The organism is Coleofasciculus sp. A1-SPW-01, from assembly GCF_040217205.1.
Lineage (GTDB): Bacteria > Cyanobacteriota > Cyanobacteriia > Cyanobacteriales > Coleofasciculaceae > Coleofasciculus > Coleofasciculus chthonoplastes_A.
This window is the reverse complement of sequence record NZ_JAVJNP010000212.1, coordinates 57,192-77,108: the sequence shown is the minus strand read 5'-3', so window position 1 is coordinate 77,108 and position 19,917 is coordinate 57,192. Positions and strand designations below refer to the sequence as shown.

Annotated in this window: 16 protein-coding genes, 1 tRNA gene and 4 pseudogenes; 13 read left to right on the top strand and 8 right to left on the bottom strand. The window is 47.3% G+C overall.

Annotated features, from left to right (window positions below; genetic code table 11):
- Positions 1-386 precede the first annotated feature (386 nt).
- The 6 genes and pseudogenes from purF to RH949_RS30805 form a co-directional block, all read right to left on the bottom strand.
- On the bottom strand, positions 387-1,880 hold the full coding sequence (purF, locus tag RH949_RS30830; protein WP_006102177.1) for an amidophosphoribosyltransferase: 1,494 nt from the start codon (positions 1,878-1,880) through the stop codon (positions 387-389).
- Positions 1,881-2,045: 165 nt separating this feature from the next.
- On the bottom strand, positions 2,046-4,394 hold the full coding sequence (gene purL / locus RH949_RS30825; RefSeq protein ID WP_446358562.1) for a phosphoribosylformylglycinamidine synthase subunit PurL: 2,349 nt from the start codon (positions 4,392-4,394) through the stop codon (positions 2,046-2,048).
- A gap of 54 nt (positions 4,395-4,448) precedes the next feature.
- On the bottom strand, positions 4,449-4,856 hold the full coding sequence (locus RH949_RS30820; protein WP_006102355.1) for a hypothetical protein: 408 nt from the start codon (positions 4,854-4,856) through the stop codon (positions 4,449-4,451).
- Between the two features lie 150 nt (positions 4,857-5,006).
- A complete protein-coding gene (locus RH949_RS30815) occupies positions 5,007-5,222 on the bottom strand; it encodes a hypothetical protein (RefSeq protein ID WP_446358560.1) in 216 nt (71 codons plus the stop codon).
- A gap of 311 nt (positions 5,223-5,533) precedes the next feature.
- The gene (locus RH949_RS30810) at positions 5,534-5,800 is read right to left on the bottom strand and encodes a hypothetical protein (protein ID WP_446358558.1); all 267 of its coding nucleotides are present in this window, start codon (positions 5,798-5,800) and stop codon (positions 5,534-5,536) included.
- A 522-nt stretch (positions 5,801-6,322) separates the two neighbouring features.
- A pseudogene (locus tag RH949_RS30805) lies at positions 6,323-6,583 on the bottom strand (tetratricopeptide repeat protein); the annotation flags it as partial.
- Positions 6,584-6,594: 11 nt separating this feature from the next.
- Here RH949_RS30805 and RH949_RS30800 point away from each other — a divergent pair.
- A complete protein-coding gene (locus tag RH949_RS30800; RefSeq protein WP_446358556.1) occupies positions 6,595-7,089 on the top strand; it encodes a CheR family methyltransferase in 495 nt (164 codons plus the stop codon).
- A 190-nt stretch (positions 7,090-7,279) separates the two neighbouring features.
- Here RH949_RS30800 and RH949_RS30795 read toward each other — a convergent pair whose 3' ends face one another.
- Complete coding sequence (locus tag RH949_RS30795) at positions 7,280-7,540, bottom strand: hypothetical protein (protein ID WP_446358554.1); 261 nt, start codon at positions 7,538-7,540, stop codon at positions 7,280-7,282.
- Positions 7,541-8,002: 462 nt separating this feature from the next.
- Between RH949_RS30795 and RH949_RS30790 the strand changes: the two genes are divergently transcribed.
- From RH949_RS30790 to RH949_RS30760, 7 genes and pseudogenes are all read left to right on the top strand, one after another.
- Positions 8,003-8,881 carry a class I SAM-dependent methyltransferase gene (locus RH949_RS30790; protein ID WP_446358552.1) on the top strand — a complete coding sequence of 293 codons (879 nt, stop codon included), beginning with the start codon at positions 8,003-8,005 and terminating at the stop codon, positions 8,879-8,881.
- Between the two features lie 13 nt (positions 8,882-8,894).
- On the top strand, positions 8,895-9,602 hold the full coding sequence (locus RH949_RS30785) for an HAD family hydrolase (protein WP_446358550.1): 708 nt from the start codon (positions 8,895-8,897) through the stop codon (positions 9,600-9,602).
- Between the two features lie 803 nt (positions 9,603-10,405).
- Positions 10,406-10,840 (top strand): endonuclease domain-containing protein, encoded by a 435-nt coding sequence (locus RH949_RS30780; protein ID WP_446358548.1) that lies wholly within the window; start codon positions 10,406-10,408, stop codon positions 10,838-10,840.
- A 249-nt stretch (positions 10,841-11,089) separates the two neighbouring features.
- Positions 11,090-11,162, top strand: a tRNA-Ala gene (locus RH949_RS30775).
- A 94-nt stretch (positions 11,163-11,256) separates the two neighbouring features.
- Positions 11,257-12,015 (top strand): annotated as a pseudogene (locus RH949_RS30770) (type IIL restriction-modification enzyme MmeI); the annotation flags it as partial.
- A 129-nt stretch (positions 12,016-12,144) separates the two neighbouring features.
- Positions 12,145-12,432, top strand: a pseudogene (locus tag RH949_RS30765) (endonuclease domain-containing protein); the annotation flags it as partial.
- A 183-nt stretch (positions 12,433-12,615) separates the two neighbouring features.
- Positions 12,616-14,628, top strand: a pseudogene (locus tag RH949_RS30760) (class I SAM-dependent DNA methyltransferase); the annotation flags it as partial.
- Between the two features lie 114 nt (positions 14,629-14,742).
- Here RH949_RS30760 and RH949_RS30755 read toward each other — a convergent pair.
- Positions 14,743-15,309 (bottom strand): Uma2 family endonuclease, encoded by a 567-nt coding sequence (locus RH949_RS30755; protein WP_446358546.1) that lies wholly within the window; start codon positions 15,307-15,309, stop codon positions 14,743-14,745.
- Between the two features lie 162 nt (positions 15,310-15,471).
- Between RH949_RS30755 and RH949_RS30750 the strand changes: the two genes are divergently transcribed.
- The 5 genes from RH949_RS30750 (at position 15,472) to RH949_RS30730 (ending at position 19,850) form a co-directional block, all read left to right on the top strand.
- Complete coding sequence (locus RH949_RS30750; RefSeq protein WP_446358544.1) at positions 15,472-15,711, top strand: DUF2281 domain-containing protein; 240 nt, start codon at positions 15,472-15,474, stop codon at positions 15,709-15,711.
- An 8-nt stretch (positions 15,712-15,719) separates the two neighbouring features.
- On the top strand, positions 15,720-16,130 hold the full coding sequence (locus tag RH949_RS30745) for a type II toxin-antitoxin system VapC family toxin (RefSeq protein ID WP_446358542.1): 411 nt from the start codon (positions 15,720-15,722) through the stop codon (positions 16,128-16,130).
- A 167-nt stretch (positions 16,131-16,297) separates the two neighbouring features.
- Positions 16,298-16,531, top strand: a complete 234-nt coding sequence (locus RH949_RS30740) for a YgiT-type zinc finger protein (RefSeq protein ID WP_006102157.1) — start codon at positions 16,298-16,300, stop codon at positions 16,529-16,531.
- A gap of 30 nt (positions 16,532-16,561) precedes the next feature.
- The gene (locus RH949_RS30735; RefSeq protein WP_446358540.1) at positions 16,562-18,637 is read left to right on the top strand and encodes a DEAD/DEAH box helicase; all 2,076 of its coding nucleotides are present in this window, start codon (positions 16,562-16,564) and stop codon (positions 18,635-18,637) included.
- Complete coding sequence (locus RH949_RS30730; protein WP_446358538.1) at positions 18,630-19,850, top strand: GIY-YIG nuclease family protein; 1,221 nt, start codon at positions 18,630-18,632, stop codon at positions 19,848-19,850. The genes RH949_RS30735 and RH949_RS30730 overlap by 8 nt, the downstream gene beginning before the upstream one ends.
- The last annotated feature ends 67 nt before the right edge of the window (positions 19,851-19,917 follow it).

The window sequence follows — 19,917 nt, the reverse complement described above, 5'->3', positions numbered from 1 at the left end:
AGGACTGAAAAAACGGTAGTATTTACTACAAAAAAATTTCTAAAAGTAGGCAATAGGGAATGGGCAATAGGCAATAGGGAACAGACTTTTATGGTAAGCTGTCATGCATTTAAATTGGGAATGGGTAGCGAGCAAGATGCAAAGCCTGCGGCATGGCTTCGCTAAAGCCTGCGGCATGGCTTCGCTAAACGCACTACAAGGATTTTGCCATTCTTGACATTAAGGTTTAAATGCCGAACAGCTTAGGGTCTGCTGAATAAGCCCTATGGTAGCTTGAAGCGCCCAAAAACAGTAGGGGCGCACCGACCGATTTATAGCAACCGCCATAGCGGTTAGGACACATCATTTATGTAGAGACGTTGCATGCAACGTCTCTACAATGGTGCTTAAACCTTCGCTTCTTCTAGCATCAACTTAGACCGTTTTAGTCGTTCGGGAACTGGAATCGGATAATCTCCGGTGAAACACGCCGAACAGAACGTATTCGCATTATCTTGAGTTGCCAGCATCATCCCGTCCCAACTCACATACGCCAGAGAATCCACCCCAATTTGTTCAGCAATTTCCTCAACCGACTTGGTTGCCGCAATAAGCTGGTCTTGAGAATCAGTGTCAATCCCATAGAAACAGGGATGAGTTACAGGTGGTGCGGAAACCCGCATGTGAACCTCAGTCGCCCCTGCATCCCGTAACGCTTTGACAATCTTCCGACTCGTGGTTCCCCGAACAATCGAATCGTCTACAATAATCACTCGCTTACCCGCGAGAACATCTTTCAGAGGATTCAGTTTCATCCGAATCCCCGACTCTCGCATACTCTGCGTCGGTTGGATAAACGTGCGCCCCACATAGCGATTTTTAATCAATCCTTCCGCGTAGGGAATTCCCGACTCTTGGGAAAAGCCGATCGCGGCGGGTACACCGGAATCCGGTACCGCAATCACAATATCGGCGTCAGTCGCCGCTTCTTTTGCCAATTGACGCCCCAACCGTAGCCGATAGCTGTAGATGCTTTCATCCTGCATCACGCTATCCGGGCGGGCAAAATAAATCATTTCAAAAATACACAGCTTGCGTTGGGGTTTTTGACTCCAGTGGAATGACGCCATCCCGGCTTCGGTAATCCAAACCAATTCTCCGGGTTCGACATCCCGTAGGTATTCTGCACCAATAATATCTAACCCACAGGTTTCTGAGGCGAGGACATAACGCATCGGATTTGTGCCTAAGGTGCCAATCACCAAGGGACGAACGCCATGGGGATCACGCACTCCCATCACCCCTTCCGGCGTACCAATTACTAAACTATAGGCACCCTCACAAAGGTTAAACGCACTAATCGCCGCCTCTAACCAATCCTTCCCTTGATCCACTTCCGCACCGATCGCGATCGCAATCATCTCAGAATCCGTCGTGGTCAAAAATTCATTATAGTTGCGGTTCTCTAAATGGGTTCGTAACTCTGAAGCATTGACTAAATTTCCATTATGTGCTAAAGCCAAAGACCCTAAGCGGGTATTCACAACAGCAGGTTGGGCATTGACAACCCGACTCGACCCCGTTGTCGAGTAACGGGTATGACCCACCGCGATTGTTCCGGGCATTTGGTTCAAAATATCTTCGTTAAAGACTTGGGAGACAAGTCCCATATTCTTATAGAGACGCACCTGTTCTCCCTCAAAGGTGGCAATCCCCGCTGATTCTTGACCCCGATGTTGCAGGGCAAACAAACCAAAATAAGTTAGCTTAGCGACATCTTCGTCTGGTGCATAGATACCAAAAACCCCGCAAGCTTCTTCAGGTTTGTCGGGGCGTTGGCTGATAATCTGATCAGATTCAGCAGGATTGGGGGTAGAGGAGTGGGGTGGCTGGAGAATCATGGGTATTAGCTTACTCCTGATAGTGGCAGTCAGTTCGACTTGTATTAACGCAAATCAATCGGGAATCGTTAAGTTTAATTAACGATTCCTTAACGATACCATTAATTTGTAAGTCATGGATCATGCGTCATTGGTCATTCATCAGCCGTGACTACCTCAACACGGCTACAAGCGACGTTCTAATGCGTTAAAGAAGCGATCGCTCATATCTGCGATCGTAGCGTTGATTAAGGGAGGATGATCGTTCATTAAAATTTTTAATCCTTCCGAGAAAGATTTAACCACCCCCAACCGTTGCCAATCCTGGGCAGATTCTCCTAGACATTCCGTCAGGTAAGCCTCCCAATCCCCTTGGGCTTCCGGCTTCACCGACACCAGAATCCGACTAGCGCTTTCGCCAAATAAAATTTCATCCCAACGCCGTTCTAGAGACGCCTCCGTCAATCCTAAGTCAATCTCAGCCCCCAATCCGCCAGAAATACAACATTCCGCCAGCGCCACAGCTAATCCACCCTCCGCACAATCATGGGCTGAATTCAGGAAGCGGCGGCGAATGCCTTCACGACAAGCCGCTTGCACCCGACGTTCTAACTCAAAATCCACAATAGGCGGTTTTCCAGCAACAACGCCATGAATCGCACTCAAGTATTCTGAACCCCCTAGGGTTAACTGCGGTGTAGTTACAGTTAGTGATAATCCCAATAAATAAATTAAATCCCCTTCACCCTGCCATCCTTGAGAACAAATCTGACTTAAATCCGGAATCGCCCCCACCATTCCAATCACCGGGGTGGGATAAATCGGTTGGGGATTTCCCTGACTATCCACGGTTTCGTTATACAGCGAGACATTTCCACCCGTCACAGGCGTCGCCAATTCTGCACAAGCCTCGGCGATACCCTGACAAGCCGATGCCAGTTGCCAGTATCCTATCGGCTTTTCTGGTGACCCAAAATTCAGATTATCGGTTACAGCAACAGGTTCTGCCCCCACACAGCTTAAATTGCGGGCGGCTTCAGCAACCACAGCCTTTGCCCCTTCGTAAGGATCAAGATAGATATAGCGAGAATTACAATCCACCGTAGCCGCAACACCCGATTGGGCATTTCTGCCTGATTCCGGGGGACGTAAGCGGATGATTGCCGCATCTGCACCACCGGGAAGCATCACAGTGTTATTTTGCACCTGATGGTCATACTGGCGATAGACCCAGCGTTTCGAGGCAATCGTGGGTGTATCCAGGAGTTGGAGGAGAATATCGGTCCAGGATTTAGCCTCATCCGACAGTTCGATTCCGTTACGGTTACAACTCGGTAATGACTCAACCGTCCATTGCCAAGCCTCCTTTGCATACTCTGGCGCTTCAGTCAACACATCCCGATAATAAATCGGCGTATTATCCGATAACGCCGTAGCTGGGATTTCCGCCGCAACTCCCCCTTGAAACAGAATCCGCACAATCGGTTCTTCAATCACCGTACCCGCGACAACCGCCTGCAGTTCCCAACGGTGGAAAATATCAATTAACTCCTGTTCTCGTCCCTTCTGTGCCACAAACAGCATCCGTTCCTGGGATTCCGAGAGTAAATATTCATAGGGAACCATCCCTGTTTCTCGGACAGGAATTAAATCTAAATCTAATTCAATCCCCACACCCCCCTTTGCCGCCATTTCCGAGGTCGAACAAGTAATCCCCGCCGCCCCCATATCCTGTGCCGCGACTACCGCCCCAGTTTTAAAGGCTTCTAGACAGGCTTCAATCAGGCATTTTTCTAAGAAGGGGTCGCCTACTTGCACTGCTGGGCGGTCATCCATGGATTTATCGGTGAGTTCTGCACTCGCAAAACTCGCACCGCCCATGCCATCGCGTCCGGTAGTAGACCCCACATACAGCACCGGATTCCCAATTCCTGACGCCCCAGATTTAACAATTTCTGGGGTTTCCATCAATCCCAGCGCCATCACATTGACCAGCGGATTCCCGGTATAAGCGGGGTCAAAGTACACCTCACCGCCAACGGTAGGGACACCAACAGAGTTACCATACCCAGAAATACCCGCCACAACCCCAGAAAATAAGCGCCGGGTGCGGGGATTATCCAGGGAACCGAAGCGTAGGGAATTCAAAACCGCAATGGGACGCGCCCCCATGGTAAAGATATCCCGTAGTATTCCACCAACGCCTGTAGCTGCACCTTGATAGGGTTCTACTGCTGAGGGGTGGTTATGGGATTCAATTTTAAACGCCAGTTGAAGTCCGTCGCCCAAATCTACCACACCCGCATTTTCACCGGGACCAACGAGGATACGTTTCCCGGTGGTGGGAAATTGTTTGAGGAGGGGGCGGGAGTTCTTGTAGCAACAATGTTCAGACCACATGACGCCAAACATCCCCAATTCAGCTTTATTGGGGTGACGCCCTAGGCGTTTAACAATTTCCGCGTATTCGTCCGGTTTGAGTCCTTCAGCGGCGATTTCTTCAGGGGAAAAGGGGGCAGAGGATAGAGTAGACATGGAACCCTTGTACAAATGGCACAGGGATAATTGTATCGGGTAATGGGGGTCTGGCTAAGGAGATTTCGGCTTGACTTCAAATTCCAATTTAGAACGGTAGAAGCACACATCGAATTCCAGAAAAAAGTTGGTCTGACCCAAAATCAATGGTGTGTTTGGACGCTGCACCCATGCAAACACCAATTCAGTTGGTGGACAGTCTGCGATTTGGGCGATCGCAGAAAACGGCATCGCTGGCTGATTGCTGAGATTACCCGCTAACTGAATAATAGCTTTGCGATCGTCCCAAATTTCCCCTAATTGAAGACCGAGTTCAAAAGGTAAGACATTCACTGTAGCACCGCTATCCACTAGCCCAATTGCTTCAACGGTTTGGTCTTCCCGATGTAGCAGTAGCGGAAGTCTAGGCAGGCTGTCAAACTCATTTTGAGTTGGGCTAGTGGTTGAATATTTAAACCGCATATAGCGTTTTCATTTGGGTCGTGAACACAGGAACCTGGTAAAAAGGCAATGGGCAATGGGCAATAGGCAATAGGGGAAAGAGATACAGGGTTTTTAAGTAATCTAAGAAAAGACCTCCTAGGTTTACAACTCATTTAAAAATGCTATATATTACTGCTGACTTGCATCTGAGCGTTTGAGAGTTTCCATTAAAACTGCGCCTGCCCCAAAGCAATTGTATGGGGTTGGCAAGTCATAAGTTTTAAAGGGTTCCAACGGTGAAATATCCTCAGCCTTCTCCAAATCCTCAGCCAAAATTCGGATCAGTTTGAGCTTTTCCGTTGGGGTGAGTCGTCGTGCAGCAGGAAGTACCTCAGCGAGTGACATAATTACACGTTCCCAAATCGAAATAGTTTACACCGACAGCTTACTCGATGCCAGCCTGATCAGGTTCAGCATCAGCAACCTAATTTAGCTTATGTGCGTTATAATATGCCACTTTATGCGGCAGAAACCAAACCATCAAAATACTCTTGATTTTAATCGCGATCGCGTCTACGTCAACACCAGTACAAGATAGTTTTAAGTCAGAGACTGTAGGGGCGGGTTTGACTGCTATCCTTTTTTGTTGACCCAGATGTGACTAAACCCGCCCCGATAAACGTGGCTTGGCAAGGAGATAGTTAACACGGATGGATTCACAGCGCCCCACCTGGACGAGGAATTGGTTGAAACTGATCATTAAAACAGGACTGACAAGTTCCTTCAAAACTATAAATAAACCGTTTTAACATATCAGTATCTTCGGCGAATACAGTCATCCACACCGACAAAAATCCTCTTGTCTTAGCCGTTTCTACAATCTGTTCTCCCATGAACGGTGTATCGTTATTTTTCAGATTGTTCAATGAGCGTTCAGCAATATCCCACACTTTTTGGCGATTAAGCCAGCGTCGGTCTTTCAAGGCTGGAAGGTCTTGTTCCCTTTTGTACTACATTTTGAAGTGGACAATTTGGGCTTGAATATCTGCGGAATGGGAATGTCGATTATATATATAGCAACCGCCATAGCGGTTAGGACACATCATTTATGTTCCAGACGCGCCATGGCGCGTCTCTACAATGGTGCTTAGCGAGCAAGATGCTCGCACTACAAGGATTTCACAATTCTTGCCAAACCTCTAAAGGATGGTTTGTAATCTGGGATAGCGTAGATTCTTTTACTGAAAAATAATACGGTCTACCACCCGCACAACCAATCTATCCTGACCAACTCAATCGCATTTGATTGAAGCCTTAGTCCCAAACTGGCGGATTGCTTTGTTCTGAGTATCTGCTACTTTTTTCACTGACCTGTTTACGGAGGTTGAAAATTAATGTAGGCAAGGACAGACATCCGCGATTATCACCTGTTTGAGAAGCACACATCTAGTCTAAACTTCGGAAATAAAGGAAACCTATTGATTCCATTCTTCGCGCATTCTTTGCAAATTTTCACGGACAGTAATTGTGTTCGGATGGTCATCACCCAGCAGGCGTTTACACAACTCTAAGGCTTGTTGATACAAGGGTTCGGCTTCACCATACCTTCCCTGTGATGAGTAGAGATATGCCAGATTGTTGAGACTGCTTGCTACATCAGGATGGTCATCACCCAGCAGACGTTTGTATAACTCTAAGGCTTTTTGATACAAAGGTTCAGCTTCACCATACCTTCCCTGAACATAGTAGAGATTAGCCAGATTGTCGAATAACAGCGATGAAAGATACTGAATGCGTTCGCTTCTTGCAGTGGGCTTTACCTCAATTAAACCTACGTTGGGCGGGGTTTCGTAAGGTGCGAAAGCAAGCCTGTAAACGTATCCAACGGCGTATTTTTGAACTTGGACTATCCGTTAGTGACGCCTATCAATCTTACCTAAATACTCATCCGGAAGAATGGACAATATTAGATCGCTACTGTCGAATTACGATTTCCATATTTTATCGCGATCGGCAAATTTTCCAGTATCTTTATCAAGAAATATTGCCCCAACTCATCCAGCTTGCACGAGAACGAGGTGACACAGAATTGGTCTGCTGGAGTGCTGGCTGTGCATCTGGAGAAGAAGCGTATACCCTTTCTATTATCTGGCATTTAGCCAAATTCTCTGAAGTTCCTAACCTTTCGCTGCGAATTATTGCAACTGACGCCAATGCCTATCTTTTAGAGAGGGCGACAACAGGTTGTTATGAATGGGGAAGTTTAAAATAAATTCCTTCTGGCTGGTTGACAAAGGCTTTCATTCGATCCGATGAATTTTACTGTATCCGTCCTGATTTTCGTTCAGGAATTGAGTTTAAACAACAGGATATTCGTACCACTATGCCTTCGGAGTCATTTCATTTAATATTGACGATTGATAGTTGACGGTTGACGGGTCACTGGTATTTCGTAAAAACCTTTAACAAACACAAGCGCCAGCTTTTAAAGGCTGGTGAGAGGCTAATGAACGAGGAATTAAGCCAGCAAAGGATAATTCACCTTGTTCTTTAATCTGAGAAGTTTGAGGATTGTTTTTGGAAAGAATAAATTCGAGGATTGACTGTGCTTGTTGGGGATCAGTCAGGTAATAAATCGCCTGAGATTTAGGCGAGAGCCAAATTTGCAGCTTCCAGGGCTTAGATGCAGACACAGAATTGGGTTCGAGGGAAAAGGTAATCATGATCGGCTGGCGTCCTGATTTCGAGGAATTACAAAGATGGAGAACCTAAAGGTTGAGAGAGAAATGCTTTCTTGATTCCCACTTATAACTGTACCGAATTTTTCCACTCTTTATAGAGAGTTAAATCATCCGGAGTTTTGATTTTAATCCGCCCTAGGGGTGAGCCGCATAATATAAATTTGATGAAATCGATCAACTTAATAAAGTGATTGCCGTCACAAGTATGGTGGCGACAAATCATTCTTTTTCCATAGAAAAACGGCTGATCTGCCATGATTAGTTAGGTATCATTAGTCATACTCGCTCTTTCTCAAGTGGGGATGTTTAAATTCATGAAATGTGGTTTTTGTCAAGACCCAGTAATGAATGGGTGGTCTAAGACATCCCTGAATCCGGATGTTCTGCTCAGAAGTGCCAAAATTATTACAATAAATTAAGCAAGTAGGATTAGAGCTTAAACTTATGGTGAATCGCAAAGACACGCTTTGGGAGCAATTCTTACAACCCATTGTTGGCGTATTCATCGACGGGGAGCAATTGCGCCAGCTTTATGAGAGCATTGACTGGGAACAAGAGAGCGATCGCCTTTCTACCCCTGAGTTGGTTTATCCCGACTACTACAAGAGTCAGAACTTCCACGGGATTGAAGGGGGTTATTTGAATGGTGGTGCAGCAACCAGCTATGATCCGATTACCCAATACGCTTTACCTCCCAACGAAACCTGGGTACGCCAAGAGTTAGTTGATCGCATCCAGGGCACACCGCGACGGATTCTGGATTTAGGCTGCGGTACGGGTTCAACAACTCTACTGTTAAAACAGGCATTTCCTCACGCGGAGGTAATCGGTTTGGATTTGTCACCTTATATGTTAGTCATGGCAGAGCGCAAAGCGAAAGCCGCCGGAGTTGAAATTCAATGGCATCATGGTAAAGCAGAAGAGACGGGTTTACCAGAAGCGTCTTTTGACCTAGTGACAGCCTCCCTATTATTCCATGAAACCCCGCCAGCCGTGGCAAAATCAATTTTGTGGGAAAGCTTCCGACTCCTCAAAGGCGGGGGACAAGTTCTGATCTTAGATGGCAATCAGCAGACCTTACGTCAAGTAAACTGGTTAACGGAGGTATTTGAAGAACCCTATATCAAAGCTTACGCCACCGATAGCGTAGACGCTTGGATGGGTTCGGCTGGGTTTGAAGCGGTGCAGACTCAAGACGTGTGGTTGCTGAATCAGGTTACCCAAGGCATGAAACCTCTCCCGGTAGACGAACAAGTGTACCAACGGACTCAACGCCGTACAATCGACGACTTCGGTTCTGAAGGTATTCCAGCTCCAGCATAGTAACGAATGTGGTATGAGTTTAAAGGCAGTTCTGTTTGATTTCAACGGTGTAATTATCAACGATGAGTCGATTCATCAGCAACTCATCGAAGACATTCTGCTGGGCGAGAATCTGCGTCCCTCGGCGTCGGATTACTGGGAGGATTGTTTGGGGCGTAGCGATCGCGCTTGCTTAAAAGTATTATTGGAGAAACGAGGTCGGGTGGTAAGTGATGACGACTTAACCCGTTTAATCTCCCGAAAAGCCGACGCCTACCGCCGTCAACTGGAAACTCTGTCTAAATTACCGATATATCCGGGAGTCGAAGATTTAATTTACAAAATCCGCGTGGCTCAATTACCCATGGGAGTGGTGAGTGGGGCTTTGCGAAAGGAAGTTGAGTTAGTCTTGGATCGGGCTAACCTATTGCAATATTTTCCGGTTATTGTGGCAGGGGATGACATTAAGGTGAGTAAACCGGAACCGGATGGCTATCTGTTAGCTGTGGAACGCCTCAATCAACAGTTTCCAGAACTCAATGCCAAATCCTCTGATTGTCTCGCCATAGAGGATACACCAGCGGGTATTGAAGCCGCCAAACGCGCCGGGATGCAAGTTGTCGGCGTTGCTAATACCTATCCCTTCCACATGCTTCAGCGTCAAGCTGACTGGACGGTTGATTATCTGCATCAGCTTGAACTTGAGCGCGTGCAGGAAGTTTATGCTCAAGTTGTGGGTTAGAAGCGAAGCCGTGCGATTTGCAGCAAGCGGATTCAAAGTCCTGCTTAAAAAGAGGGGAACCGGATTAAATTGACTCTAGTTTGGCTTCAGGGAGCAAGCGAATTCAAAGTCCCCCTTTTGAAGGGGGATTTAGGGGGATCTAAACTTCATCAAGAAGTCCATAAACTGATGCAATATAATCACAATTTGAGTAGAGATCCCCCCTAGCCCCCCTTAAAAAGGGGGGAACCGGATTAAATTTACTTGAGTCTAGCTTCAGGGAGCAAGCGGATTCAAAGTCCTGCTTAAAAAGAGGGGAACCGGATTAAATTGACTCTAGTCTGACTTCAGGGAGCAAGCGGATTCAAAGTCCTGCTTAAAAAGAGGGGAACCGGATTAAATTGACTCTAGTCTGACTTCAGGGAGCAAGCGAATTCAAAGTCCCCCTTTTGAAGGGGGATTTAGGGGGATCTATACTTAATAAATAAATCCATAAACTGATGCAATATAATCACAATTTGAGTAGAGATCCCCCCTAGCCCCCCTTAAAAAGGGGGGAACCGGATTAAATTTACTTTAGTCTAGCTGCAGGGAGCAAGCGCATTCAAAGTCCCCCTTTTGAAGGGGGATTTAGGGGGATCTATACTTAATAAATAAATCCATAAACTGATGCAATAGAATCTCAACTTAAGTGGAGATCCCCCCTAGCCCCCCTTAAAAAGGGGGGAACTGGATTCAAAGTCCTTTTTGTAAGGATGCTTCGCTTTTATTGCATAGGAAAACTGCACTCGATGTCCCTCTTTTCGATTTCTGGTTTAAGAAAAATGGCATTACCAACATCAGGCAACCGAAATCTCAACACCTCAGACTTTCATCTTCCCTATGATTCGCGCCTAGTAGCCAGAGCCAAATCCCTTCGCCAAAATCCAACCCCAGCCGAGAAAAAACTCTGGCGAGACTACCTGAGAACATTCAAATTCCGGATACTGCGACAGAGACCTATTGATTACTTCATTGTTGATTTTTACTGTGCTGCCTTGAAATTAGTGATTGAAATAGATGGGGATTCTCATTTTACAGACCAAGGGAAAGTCTATGATTTTAACAGAACCAGTATATTAGAAGGCTATGGTTTGCAGGTCGTTCGGTTTACAAATGAGGAGGTACTCAATCATTTTGAAAGTGTTTGTCAAAAGATTGATGCGATCGCCTCAACCGCCTCAGCCGTTCTACAGCCCACGCCAACTCAAAACTCATGACGTTTAATAGCTGAAACGACCTTGTATCAGAAAGACCCCTTCTGCCTTTTGCTATAAATCTAAACCCTTATACCAATTGACAAACTTGAGCACATCGTTCTTCGTCAGGGTGCGACTCGGCTTCGTGTCAAAATACTTCTTGAGGGGGTTGACAATTCTATTTTAAAAATGTAATGAAGACTGCTTGGGCAAAACGGCAGCCGTGCGATCGCTCTAGTGAGCCGCTACAGTATGCTAAACTAGGAGTCCGGGGAATTAGCTCAGTTGGTAGAGCGCTGCGATCGCACCGCAGAGGTCACCGGTTCAAATCCGGTATTCTCCATTTGTGTCGATTGCCACATTATTTGTCATCGTTGTCTGATTAGTGTCATCTTGACAAATTGAATTAACTGGCATCTGTGGTTAGCGTTAAAGCTATGAATGCAGTCGAAATCGAAGAAGCCGTTTCCCAACTCGCCGAAGCTCCCTTTGATCCAGAGGAATTTCCCTTTGCGTTTCTTGAAGCGTTTGGAAATAAGAAAACGACGATTAAACGGCTCAAGAGTCAGCGCAACAGCACCAACAAATCTGATCTGGATGGGGTTCTCCAGCGCAACAATATCCACATTAAGGTTTGCCTAGAAGGGGAAGTCACCGATACCCTCACGGCTTTGCGGGAGAGTCCAGCGACTGCTAAACAAAAGGCAAAGTTTATCTTAGCGACAGATGGCAAAAGCCTGGAAGCGGAAAATTTAGCTGATGGAGAAACTATTGTCTGTGACTATCCTGAGTTTCATAACCATTTTGGTTTCTTTTTACCGTTGGCGGGGATTACGACGGTTAAGCAAATTTGGGAAAATGCCTTTGATATTAAGGCGACAGGGCGACTCAATAAACTCTACGTCGAACTGCTCAATGAAAACCCCGACTGGGACAGCGCAGAACGTCGGGAGGAACTCAACCATTTGATGGCTCGGCTGATTTTCTGCTTTTTCGCCGAAGATACGAATATTTTTTACAGTACCAACCTATTCACCGATACCATCGCGCAGATGAGTGCGGGGGATTCGTCGAATACCCATGAGGTGCTGTCGGAGCTATTTCGGGCGATGGCAACCCCGCTCAATCAACGGGAAAAGGCAGGAATCCGTAACTGGGCGAATGGCTTTCCCTATGTGAATGGGGGGCTGTTTAGTCCTCACCCCCTAACCCCTTCTCCTCTCTCCCCATCTGGGAGAGGGGCTGGGGGTGAGGGTAATAGTTTAGGAAAATACCCCCATCCCCTAGCCCCTTCCCCCAAGCAGGGGGAAGGGGGACAAGAGACTATGAGTGAGGGCAAATATTGGGAGATTTCCCCTGCACTCAAGAAAAAAATGACCGAAGTTGCTCGTCAGTTCCGCAAGGAACCTACTCCTAGTGAAAATATCCTCTGGCAAGCTCTGCGGGGACGCAAACTAGAAGGAAGAAAATTTCGACGACAACAGCCTATTGGCGCATTTATTGTTGATTTCTTTTGTGGAGCAGAAGGGCTGATTGTGGAAGTTGATGGAGGTATCCATCAATCACAGCAAGAGGCAGACCAACAGCGTCAGGAGTTGTTGGAGTCGTTAGGACTCAAGGTTGTTCGGGTTTCGAGTGAGTTGGTGGAGACGAATTTAGCTGAGGCTTTGGCAGTCGTGCGTCAGGGGTTTAGCCCCCATCCCCTAACCCCTTCCCCCAAGCAGGGGGAAGGGGGACAAGAAACTCCGACTCCCCTCTCCCCATCTGGGAGAGGGGTTGGGGGTGAGGGTCTTATCGTCCCACGCTTTAGCCGGATTGCTCGCTCTTATCTGCTTCATGTAGGCAATCTCGACTGGACGAAGATCAACCCGGATATTTTCGGCTCGATGATTCAGGCGGTAGCGGATGAAGACGAGCGCGGGGCGTTGGGGATGCACTATACCAGTGTGCCGAATATCCTCAAGGTGCTGAATCCGTTGTTTTTGGATGATTTGCGCGAGCAACTGGCAGCAGCCGGGGATAATGGGCGCAAGTTACTGAATCTGCGGAAACGGCTGGCACGGATTCGGGTGTTTGACCCGGCTTGTGGGTCGGGGAATTTTTTGGTAATTGCTTACAAGGAAATGCGGGCGATTGAAGCAGAGATTAACCAGCGCAGGGGTGAAGCAGAGCGGGCTTCGGAGATTCCGTTAACGAATTTTCGGGGAATTGAGATTCGGCATTTTTCCTGTGAGATTGCGCGGTTGGCGTTGATTATTGCGGAGTATCAGTGTGATGTGTTGTATCGGGGTCAACGGTTGGCGTTGGCGGAGTTTTTGCCGTTGAAGGCGGAGAATTGGATCACCTGTGGGAATGCGTTGCGCTTGGATTGGTTGAGTTTGTGTCCGCCGACGGATAAGGGGGTGAGGGTGCAACGGGAGGATTTGGATTTGTGGCAGGAAACGCGGGATGAGGCAGAGATTGAGTTTAAGAATGAGGGCGGGGAAACCTATATTTGTGGGAATCCGCCTTATTTGGGTTCAACGTGGCAATCGAAGGAACAAAAGGATGATTTAAAGCAGATTTTCCAGGGACGAACGAAGAAATGGAAGTCCTTAGATTATGTGGCGGGGTGGTTTATGAAAGCTGCGGATTATGGGACGCAGACTAACGCTGCTGCTGCATTTGTATCGACGAATTCCTTATGTCAGGGTCAACAAGTGCCGATTCTCTGGTCATTGATTTTTGAGACAGGACATGAGATTGCATTTGCTCATACGTCGTTTAAGTGGGCGAATTTGGCGAGTCATAATGCTGGGGTGACAGTGATTATCGTGGGGATTTCTAACCATGCTGGTAAGACTCGGCATTTGTTTTCTGTTGAAGATGGGGGGCAAACGGTTGCAAAGGATGCTGAGAATATTAATGCTTATTTGGTTTCAGGTTCACAAATTCAACTTAAACAAGAAAGAATCCCCATTAATAATGTTATGCCTATGAATCGTGGAGATAGTGCAATTGATGGTGGAGGTTTATTGTTTGAATCAACCGACGCAATCAAATTACGAGGTGAAGAGCCAAAATTGTTTGGGACATTTGTACGCTCATACGTCGGATCAGAAGAACTTATCAATGGCAAACTTCGTTATTGTCTGTGGATAGATGATGTAGATAAAGAGTATGCAATGAAATCAAGTTTTATTAGCTCTCGGCTCAAAAGAGTCGCTGAGATGCGTTCAAAGAGCAGTAAGAAGCAAACTAAAATTGCAGCACAGTATCCTCACCGTTTTGGAGAAATTAGACACCAACCAAGCAAATTAACTGTAGTTGTCCCGCGTGTAAGCTCTGAAAATCGCAACTATCTTCCCGTCGGTCTTGTTCAAGGTGGCACAATTATTGGCGATCGCAATTTTGCCCTATATGATGCCCCTTTGTGGAACATGGCAATCATCGCCTCGCGCCTCCACTGGGTCTGGATTGGTACAGTTTGCGTCCGCATGAGAACCGATTTTTCTTACTCCAACACCCTCGGCTGGAACACCTTCCCCGTCCCCACCCTTACCGAACAAAACAAAACCGACCTCACCCGTTGCGCCGAAGACATCCTCCTAGCGCGGGAACAGTATTTCCCTGCTACCATTGCCGATATGTACGACCCAGAGCGCATGGATAAAGAGTTTCCCCTAGTGCGAGAAGCCCACGATCGCAACGATGAGATGATAGAGCGCATCTATATCGGTCGTCGCTTTAAAAATGACACAGAACGCCTAGAGAAACTGTTTGATCTTTATACCAAAATGACCACACCGAAATCTTCCTCAAGGTTGTAGTATTCGCCCTCATCCCCCAGCCCCTTCTCCCAATCTGGGAGAAGGGGAGCAAGAAGGAGAATCTGTTTCAAAGTCCCTCTCCTGTTTTGGGAGAGGGATTTAGGGTGAGGGCAATCAGAAAGCAATGTCTTCGTACAGGTTAGTCAACTCAGCTTCAAACTCAAGGCTAGTCAGGTGAAAAGTATTGTGACTGGGGGCATAGAATTGAAATAACCACAGCCCCTCCTCGGTACGACGGTAACAGTCTACTCGTTGCTGTTTGGTACTAATCAAGACATATTCTTGCAGACTGTCGAGGGTTTGATAGTCGATGAATTTATCCCCTCGGTCAAAGGCTTCGGTAGAGTCAGAGAGAACTTCAATGATTAGTTTGGGATAACGCTTATAGGTAGTAGTTTCTGCGTCGCGGGGGTCACAAGTCACCATCAAATCAGGATAGTAGTAACAGTTGCATTCTTCAAGTCTGGCTTTGACATCGGCAAAATAGACGCGACAGTCTGACCCCCGTAGGTGGCTACGCAGCAGGGTGTAGAGGTTTCCAGCAATCGTATTATGGCTGTCGGTTGTCCCCGCCATCGCGTAGGCTTCACCATTGCGATATTCGTGTTTGGTGTCGCTGGTGGCTTCGAGTTGGAGGTACTCGTCAGGAGAGAGGTAATAATTGTCTGGGGTAGCAATCATGGATGAGGAAGGGGTGAATTGGGTAGTCCTGTTTTTAATTTAGTTCAAAAAGCGCAATGCATTCAGCAGGCTACGCCTACGCGCCTCCAACAGCAAGTCAAGCCCAATCTCAATCAGGGCAAATGATAAAATTAAACCAGTTTCTTCGCGTTAAACTAGCCAATGCTGACCCTAGACCAACTCATTGCCGAAGCCACTGCCCTCCCTGATGCTGACAAAGCAATCCTGATTGATAAACTGACAGCAAGCATGGACGAACAACGCACGGCTTCAAAAACCGCAAGCATTCCTCCCGGTACTCTCACCAAACTTCGAGGTATTGCTAAACGTTCTAGCCAAACCCCCAGCGATAAAGAACTGCAAGCAGAGTACACCGATTATTTAGTTCAAAAATATCAGTAACCTTTCTCGTGAAAATTCTCATTGATACCAATGTTGTCATCGATCTAATTTCGGAACGAGAACCCTTTGTGGAAGAGGCAGTGAGACTTTTCCAAAAGATTGAACAAGGTAATTTAGAGGGCTACATTGCAGCTACTACCATCACCAATATTTTTTATATCATCCGCAAAATAGAAAGTCGTGCAGTTGCCCTCGAAGCAATCAAGCAACTTTTAAGCGGTCTAAGACTCTGTTCTGTTGACCGTCAGACTATCGAAACAGCCCTTAACTTTGACCTCATTGACTTTGAAGATGGCATTCAACTCGCCTGCGCGACTTTATCTCAACTTGACGGCATTGTAACCCGCGATCGCGAAGATTTTCTCAACAGTCCCCTTCCTGTTTATTCTCCCACAGAACTGTTAAACCAACTTGAGTAGAAAACCGATGAACAACGCGATGCCTACGGCAGACAATGCTCTCGTCCTAAGCTAAAACGCATTTAAATTGGGAATGGGTAGCGAGCAAGATGCTCGCACTATTACACTATACGAACCCAACCCCAAAAAATGGAATAACAACTTTACGCAAAGGAGACTAAATAGCGATGACGCCTAACTCACAAGCAGCTTATGTTGAGAAACAAGTAACCTACACCTTAAATCTGAATGGTCAAATTATTGTGATCGAAAACGTCCCTGCCCGTGTTAATGAAGAAACAGGGGAACAGTTTTTCTCCCCCTCAACCGTAGAACGTTTACAACAGACCCTTTTAGATCACCCAGAACCCGACCATTTTATCCGCGTTCCGGTGTACAACTATTCAAAAAATGTAGCATAAATCCTCTGCCAAAAAATTTCTCCCTTGCCCATGACCAAACCTAACACCATTCCCGCCGTTTCCGTCACCTACGCCCAAGCTGGCACTTCTACTCGCCTCAATGAGCTAGGGATGCGCCCGATGCAGGAACGGGCTTACCAAAAGCGGGGGGAACAATACCTGTTGATTAAATCCCCCCCTGCGTCTGGCAAAAGTCGCGCCCTGATGTTCATCGCCCTGGATAAGCTGGAAAACCAGGGATTACAACAGGCGATTATCGTTGTCCCTGAAAAGTCCATCGGGGCAAGTTTTCACAATGAACCCTTGAGTCAGTTTGGCTTCTGGGCAGATTGGCAAGTTGAACCCAAGTGGAACCTCTGCGACGCACCTGGAACCGATGGGGGTAAGGTCGATGCAGTTCGGAAATTCCTTGATAGTGAAGCGAAAGTGCTGGTCTGTACCCATGCCACCTTTCGCTTTGCCGTCGATAAATTCGGCGTTGCAGCCCTGGATAACCGCTTAATTGCAGTCGATGAGTTTCACCACATTTCCGCCAACCCCGACAACAAATTAGGCGATATTATACGTCAACTGATGAGTCGCGACAAAACCCATATTGTGGCGATGACAGGTTCTTATTTTCGCGGGGATGCCGAAGCGGTGCTACATCCAGACGATGAGGCGAGATTTGATACTGTCACCTACACCTATTACGAACAACTCAACGGCTACCAATACCTGAAACAACTGGATATCGGCTACTACTTCTATGCAGGAAGCTACACCGATGCAATCATGGAGGTACTCAATCCCCAGGAGAAAACCATTATCCACATCCCCAACGTCAACTCCCGCGAAAGTACCAAAGATAAAATCCGCGAAGTCGAACACATTATCGAGGAACTAGGGGAATGGCAGGGAACTGACCCCGCAACGGGGTTTCAACTGGTACAAACCGCCGATGGTAAAGTCTTGAAGATTGCCGACCTCGTAGACGACGACCCCAGCAAGCGAGATAAAGTCACGTCAGCCCTGAAAGACCCCAGCCAGAAAAATAAGCGCGATCGCGTGGATATCATTATCGCCCTGGGTATGGCAAAGGAAGGCTTTGACTGGATTTGGTGCGAACACGCCCTCACCATCGGTTATCGTTCCAGCCTCACCGAGATTGTCCAGATCATCGGTCGCGCCACCCGTGATGCCCCAGGGAAAACCCGCGCCCGTTTCACCAACCTTATCGCTGAACCGGATGCCAGCGAAACTGCCGTCACCGAGGCAGTCAACGACACCCTCAAAGCCATTGCTGCCAGCCTCTTGATGGAACAGGTACTTGCTCCCCGCTTCGAGTTCAAACCCAAAAACCCCAGCAATCAACCCACTCCAGGCTTTGACTACGGAGAAAATGGCTACAATCCCCAGGGGTGTAATGTGGGAGTCAATGCAGAAACGGGACAAATTCAACTGGAAATTAAAGGACTCGCTGAACCCAAAAGCCAGGAAGCCCAACGGGTTTGTCGGGAGGACTTAACCGAACTGGTGACAGCTTTTGTCCAAGATAAGTCCACAATTGAGCGGGGTTTGTTCGACGAAGAACTGGTGCCAGAAGAACTAACCCAGGTGCGGATGGGCAAAATTATCACAGAGAAGTTTCCAGAATTTGAGCAGGAAGATCAAGAGACAGTTCGTCAACACGCGATCGCGGCGCTTAACCTCGTCCAACAAGCCAAGCAAACCGTAAATGAAAAGGGTGGGACGTATAATGTGAATTCCAATGATGGCGAAGGGACAAAAAACACCGCCCTTATCGACGGGGTAAGGCAGTTCGCCCTCTCGGTCACGGAACTGGACATGGATTTGATCGATCGCATCAATCCCTTTGGGGAAGCCTACGCTATCCTAGCTAAGTCCATGAGCGAAGAACGGCTCAAGCAAGTCGCGGCAGTGATTGCTGCCAAGCGAATCAGTCTCTCGGTTGATGAAGCCAGAGAACTCGCCAAACGAGCAAAGCGATTCAAGCAGGAACGGGGGCGATTACCCTCCCTCACAGCAACAGACCCCTGGGAAAAACGCATGGCAGAAGGGGTGGCTTTCCTACAACGCAAAGTGAAGGAGGAAAAAAATGGTTAAACACACCACTGATGAGGATATAGACCTACTCGCCGAATTAGGAGTAGATACCGCCCCTCCACCCAAAGTCAAGCGCACCCCCAGAGAAGAACGGATCATCGCTGGATTTGAGGAAATTGAACGCTTTGTCACCGAACAAGGGCGACTTCCTCAACACGGGGAAGACCGCGATATTTTCGAGCGCCTCTATGCCGTGCGCTTAGATCGTCTACGGAACTCGGAGGAATGTCGCGCCCTCCTCGAACCGTTAGACTCACGGGGTATCCTCAATGCTGACACCGATTTTAACCTCCCTCCAGAAACAGATCTGGATGATGAAGCCCTGTTAACCTCTCTGGGGGTTGAGGCAACACCAGGGAACGATATTACCCAGCTTACCCATGTGCGATCGCGTAGCGTTGCCGGAGGCAAATCGCGTCAAGAGATTAAAGCTGCCGAGGAAATTGCCCAACGCACCCCCTGTCAGGACTTTAAACAGTTCAAACCTATCTTTAAAAAAGTGCAGCAGGACTTAGAAACTGGGGCTAGAGAAACCCTGAAATATCGGGATGATGCCACGGTCAACCAAGGGGATTTCTTCATCCTAGACGGGCAGAAGTTGATTGTTGCCGATCTAGGTGAACCGTTTATCAGCGATTATGGTAAGCCAGACCGCAGGTTAAGAGTCATTTACGACAATGGGACAGAGAGTAATTTATTGCTGCGATCGCTCCAACGGGCATTAAATAAAGACAAAACCAGTCGTCGCATCACCAACCCTGATTTTAGTTCCCTGCCCCTGTTTGCCCAAACAGAAGCCGAAGACGATATCACAACGGGCTACATCTATGTGCTGAGAAGCAAATCCGACGATCCCTTCATTGTTCAGAATTATGAGTTAGTCCACAAAATTGGTGTCACGGTCGGTGATGTCAAAAAGCGAATTGCCAACGCGAAAAAAGACCCAACCTACCTACTCGCAGAGGTAGAAATCGTCGCTACCTTCAAACTGGCTAATATCAACCCAAAGAAACTGGAAGCACTCCTGCACAAGTTTTTCGACAATGTTCGTTTAGATATGGAATTGCGCGATCGCTTTGGCATTCCCGTACAGCCGAGAGAGTGGTTTCTCGTTCCCTTAGAAGCGATTGAAGAAGTCATTGCCAAAATCAAGGCAGGAACAATCGATCAATTTCGCTACGATCCAGAAACCGCAAGTCTCACGCGATCGTAATACCATCCAAAGAGAACAGCTTCACGAAGACGGTTTAATCTAAACCGCGACTCTCCTTACATAATCT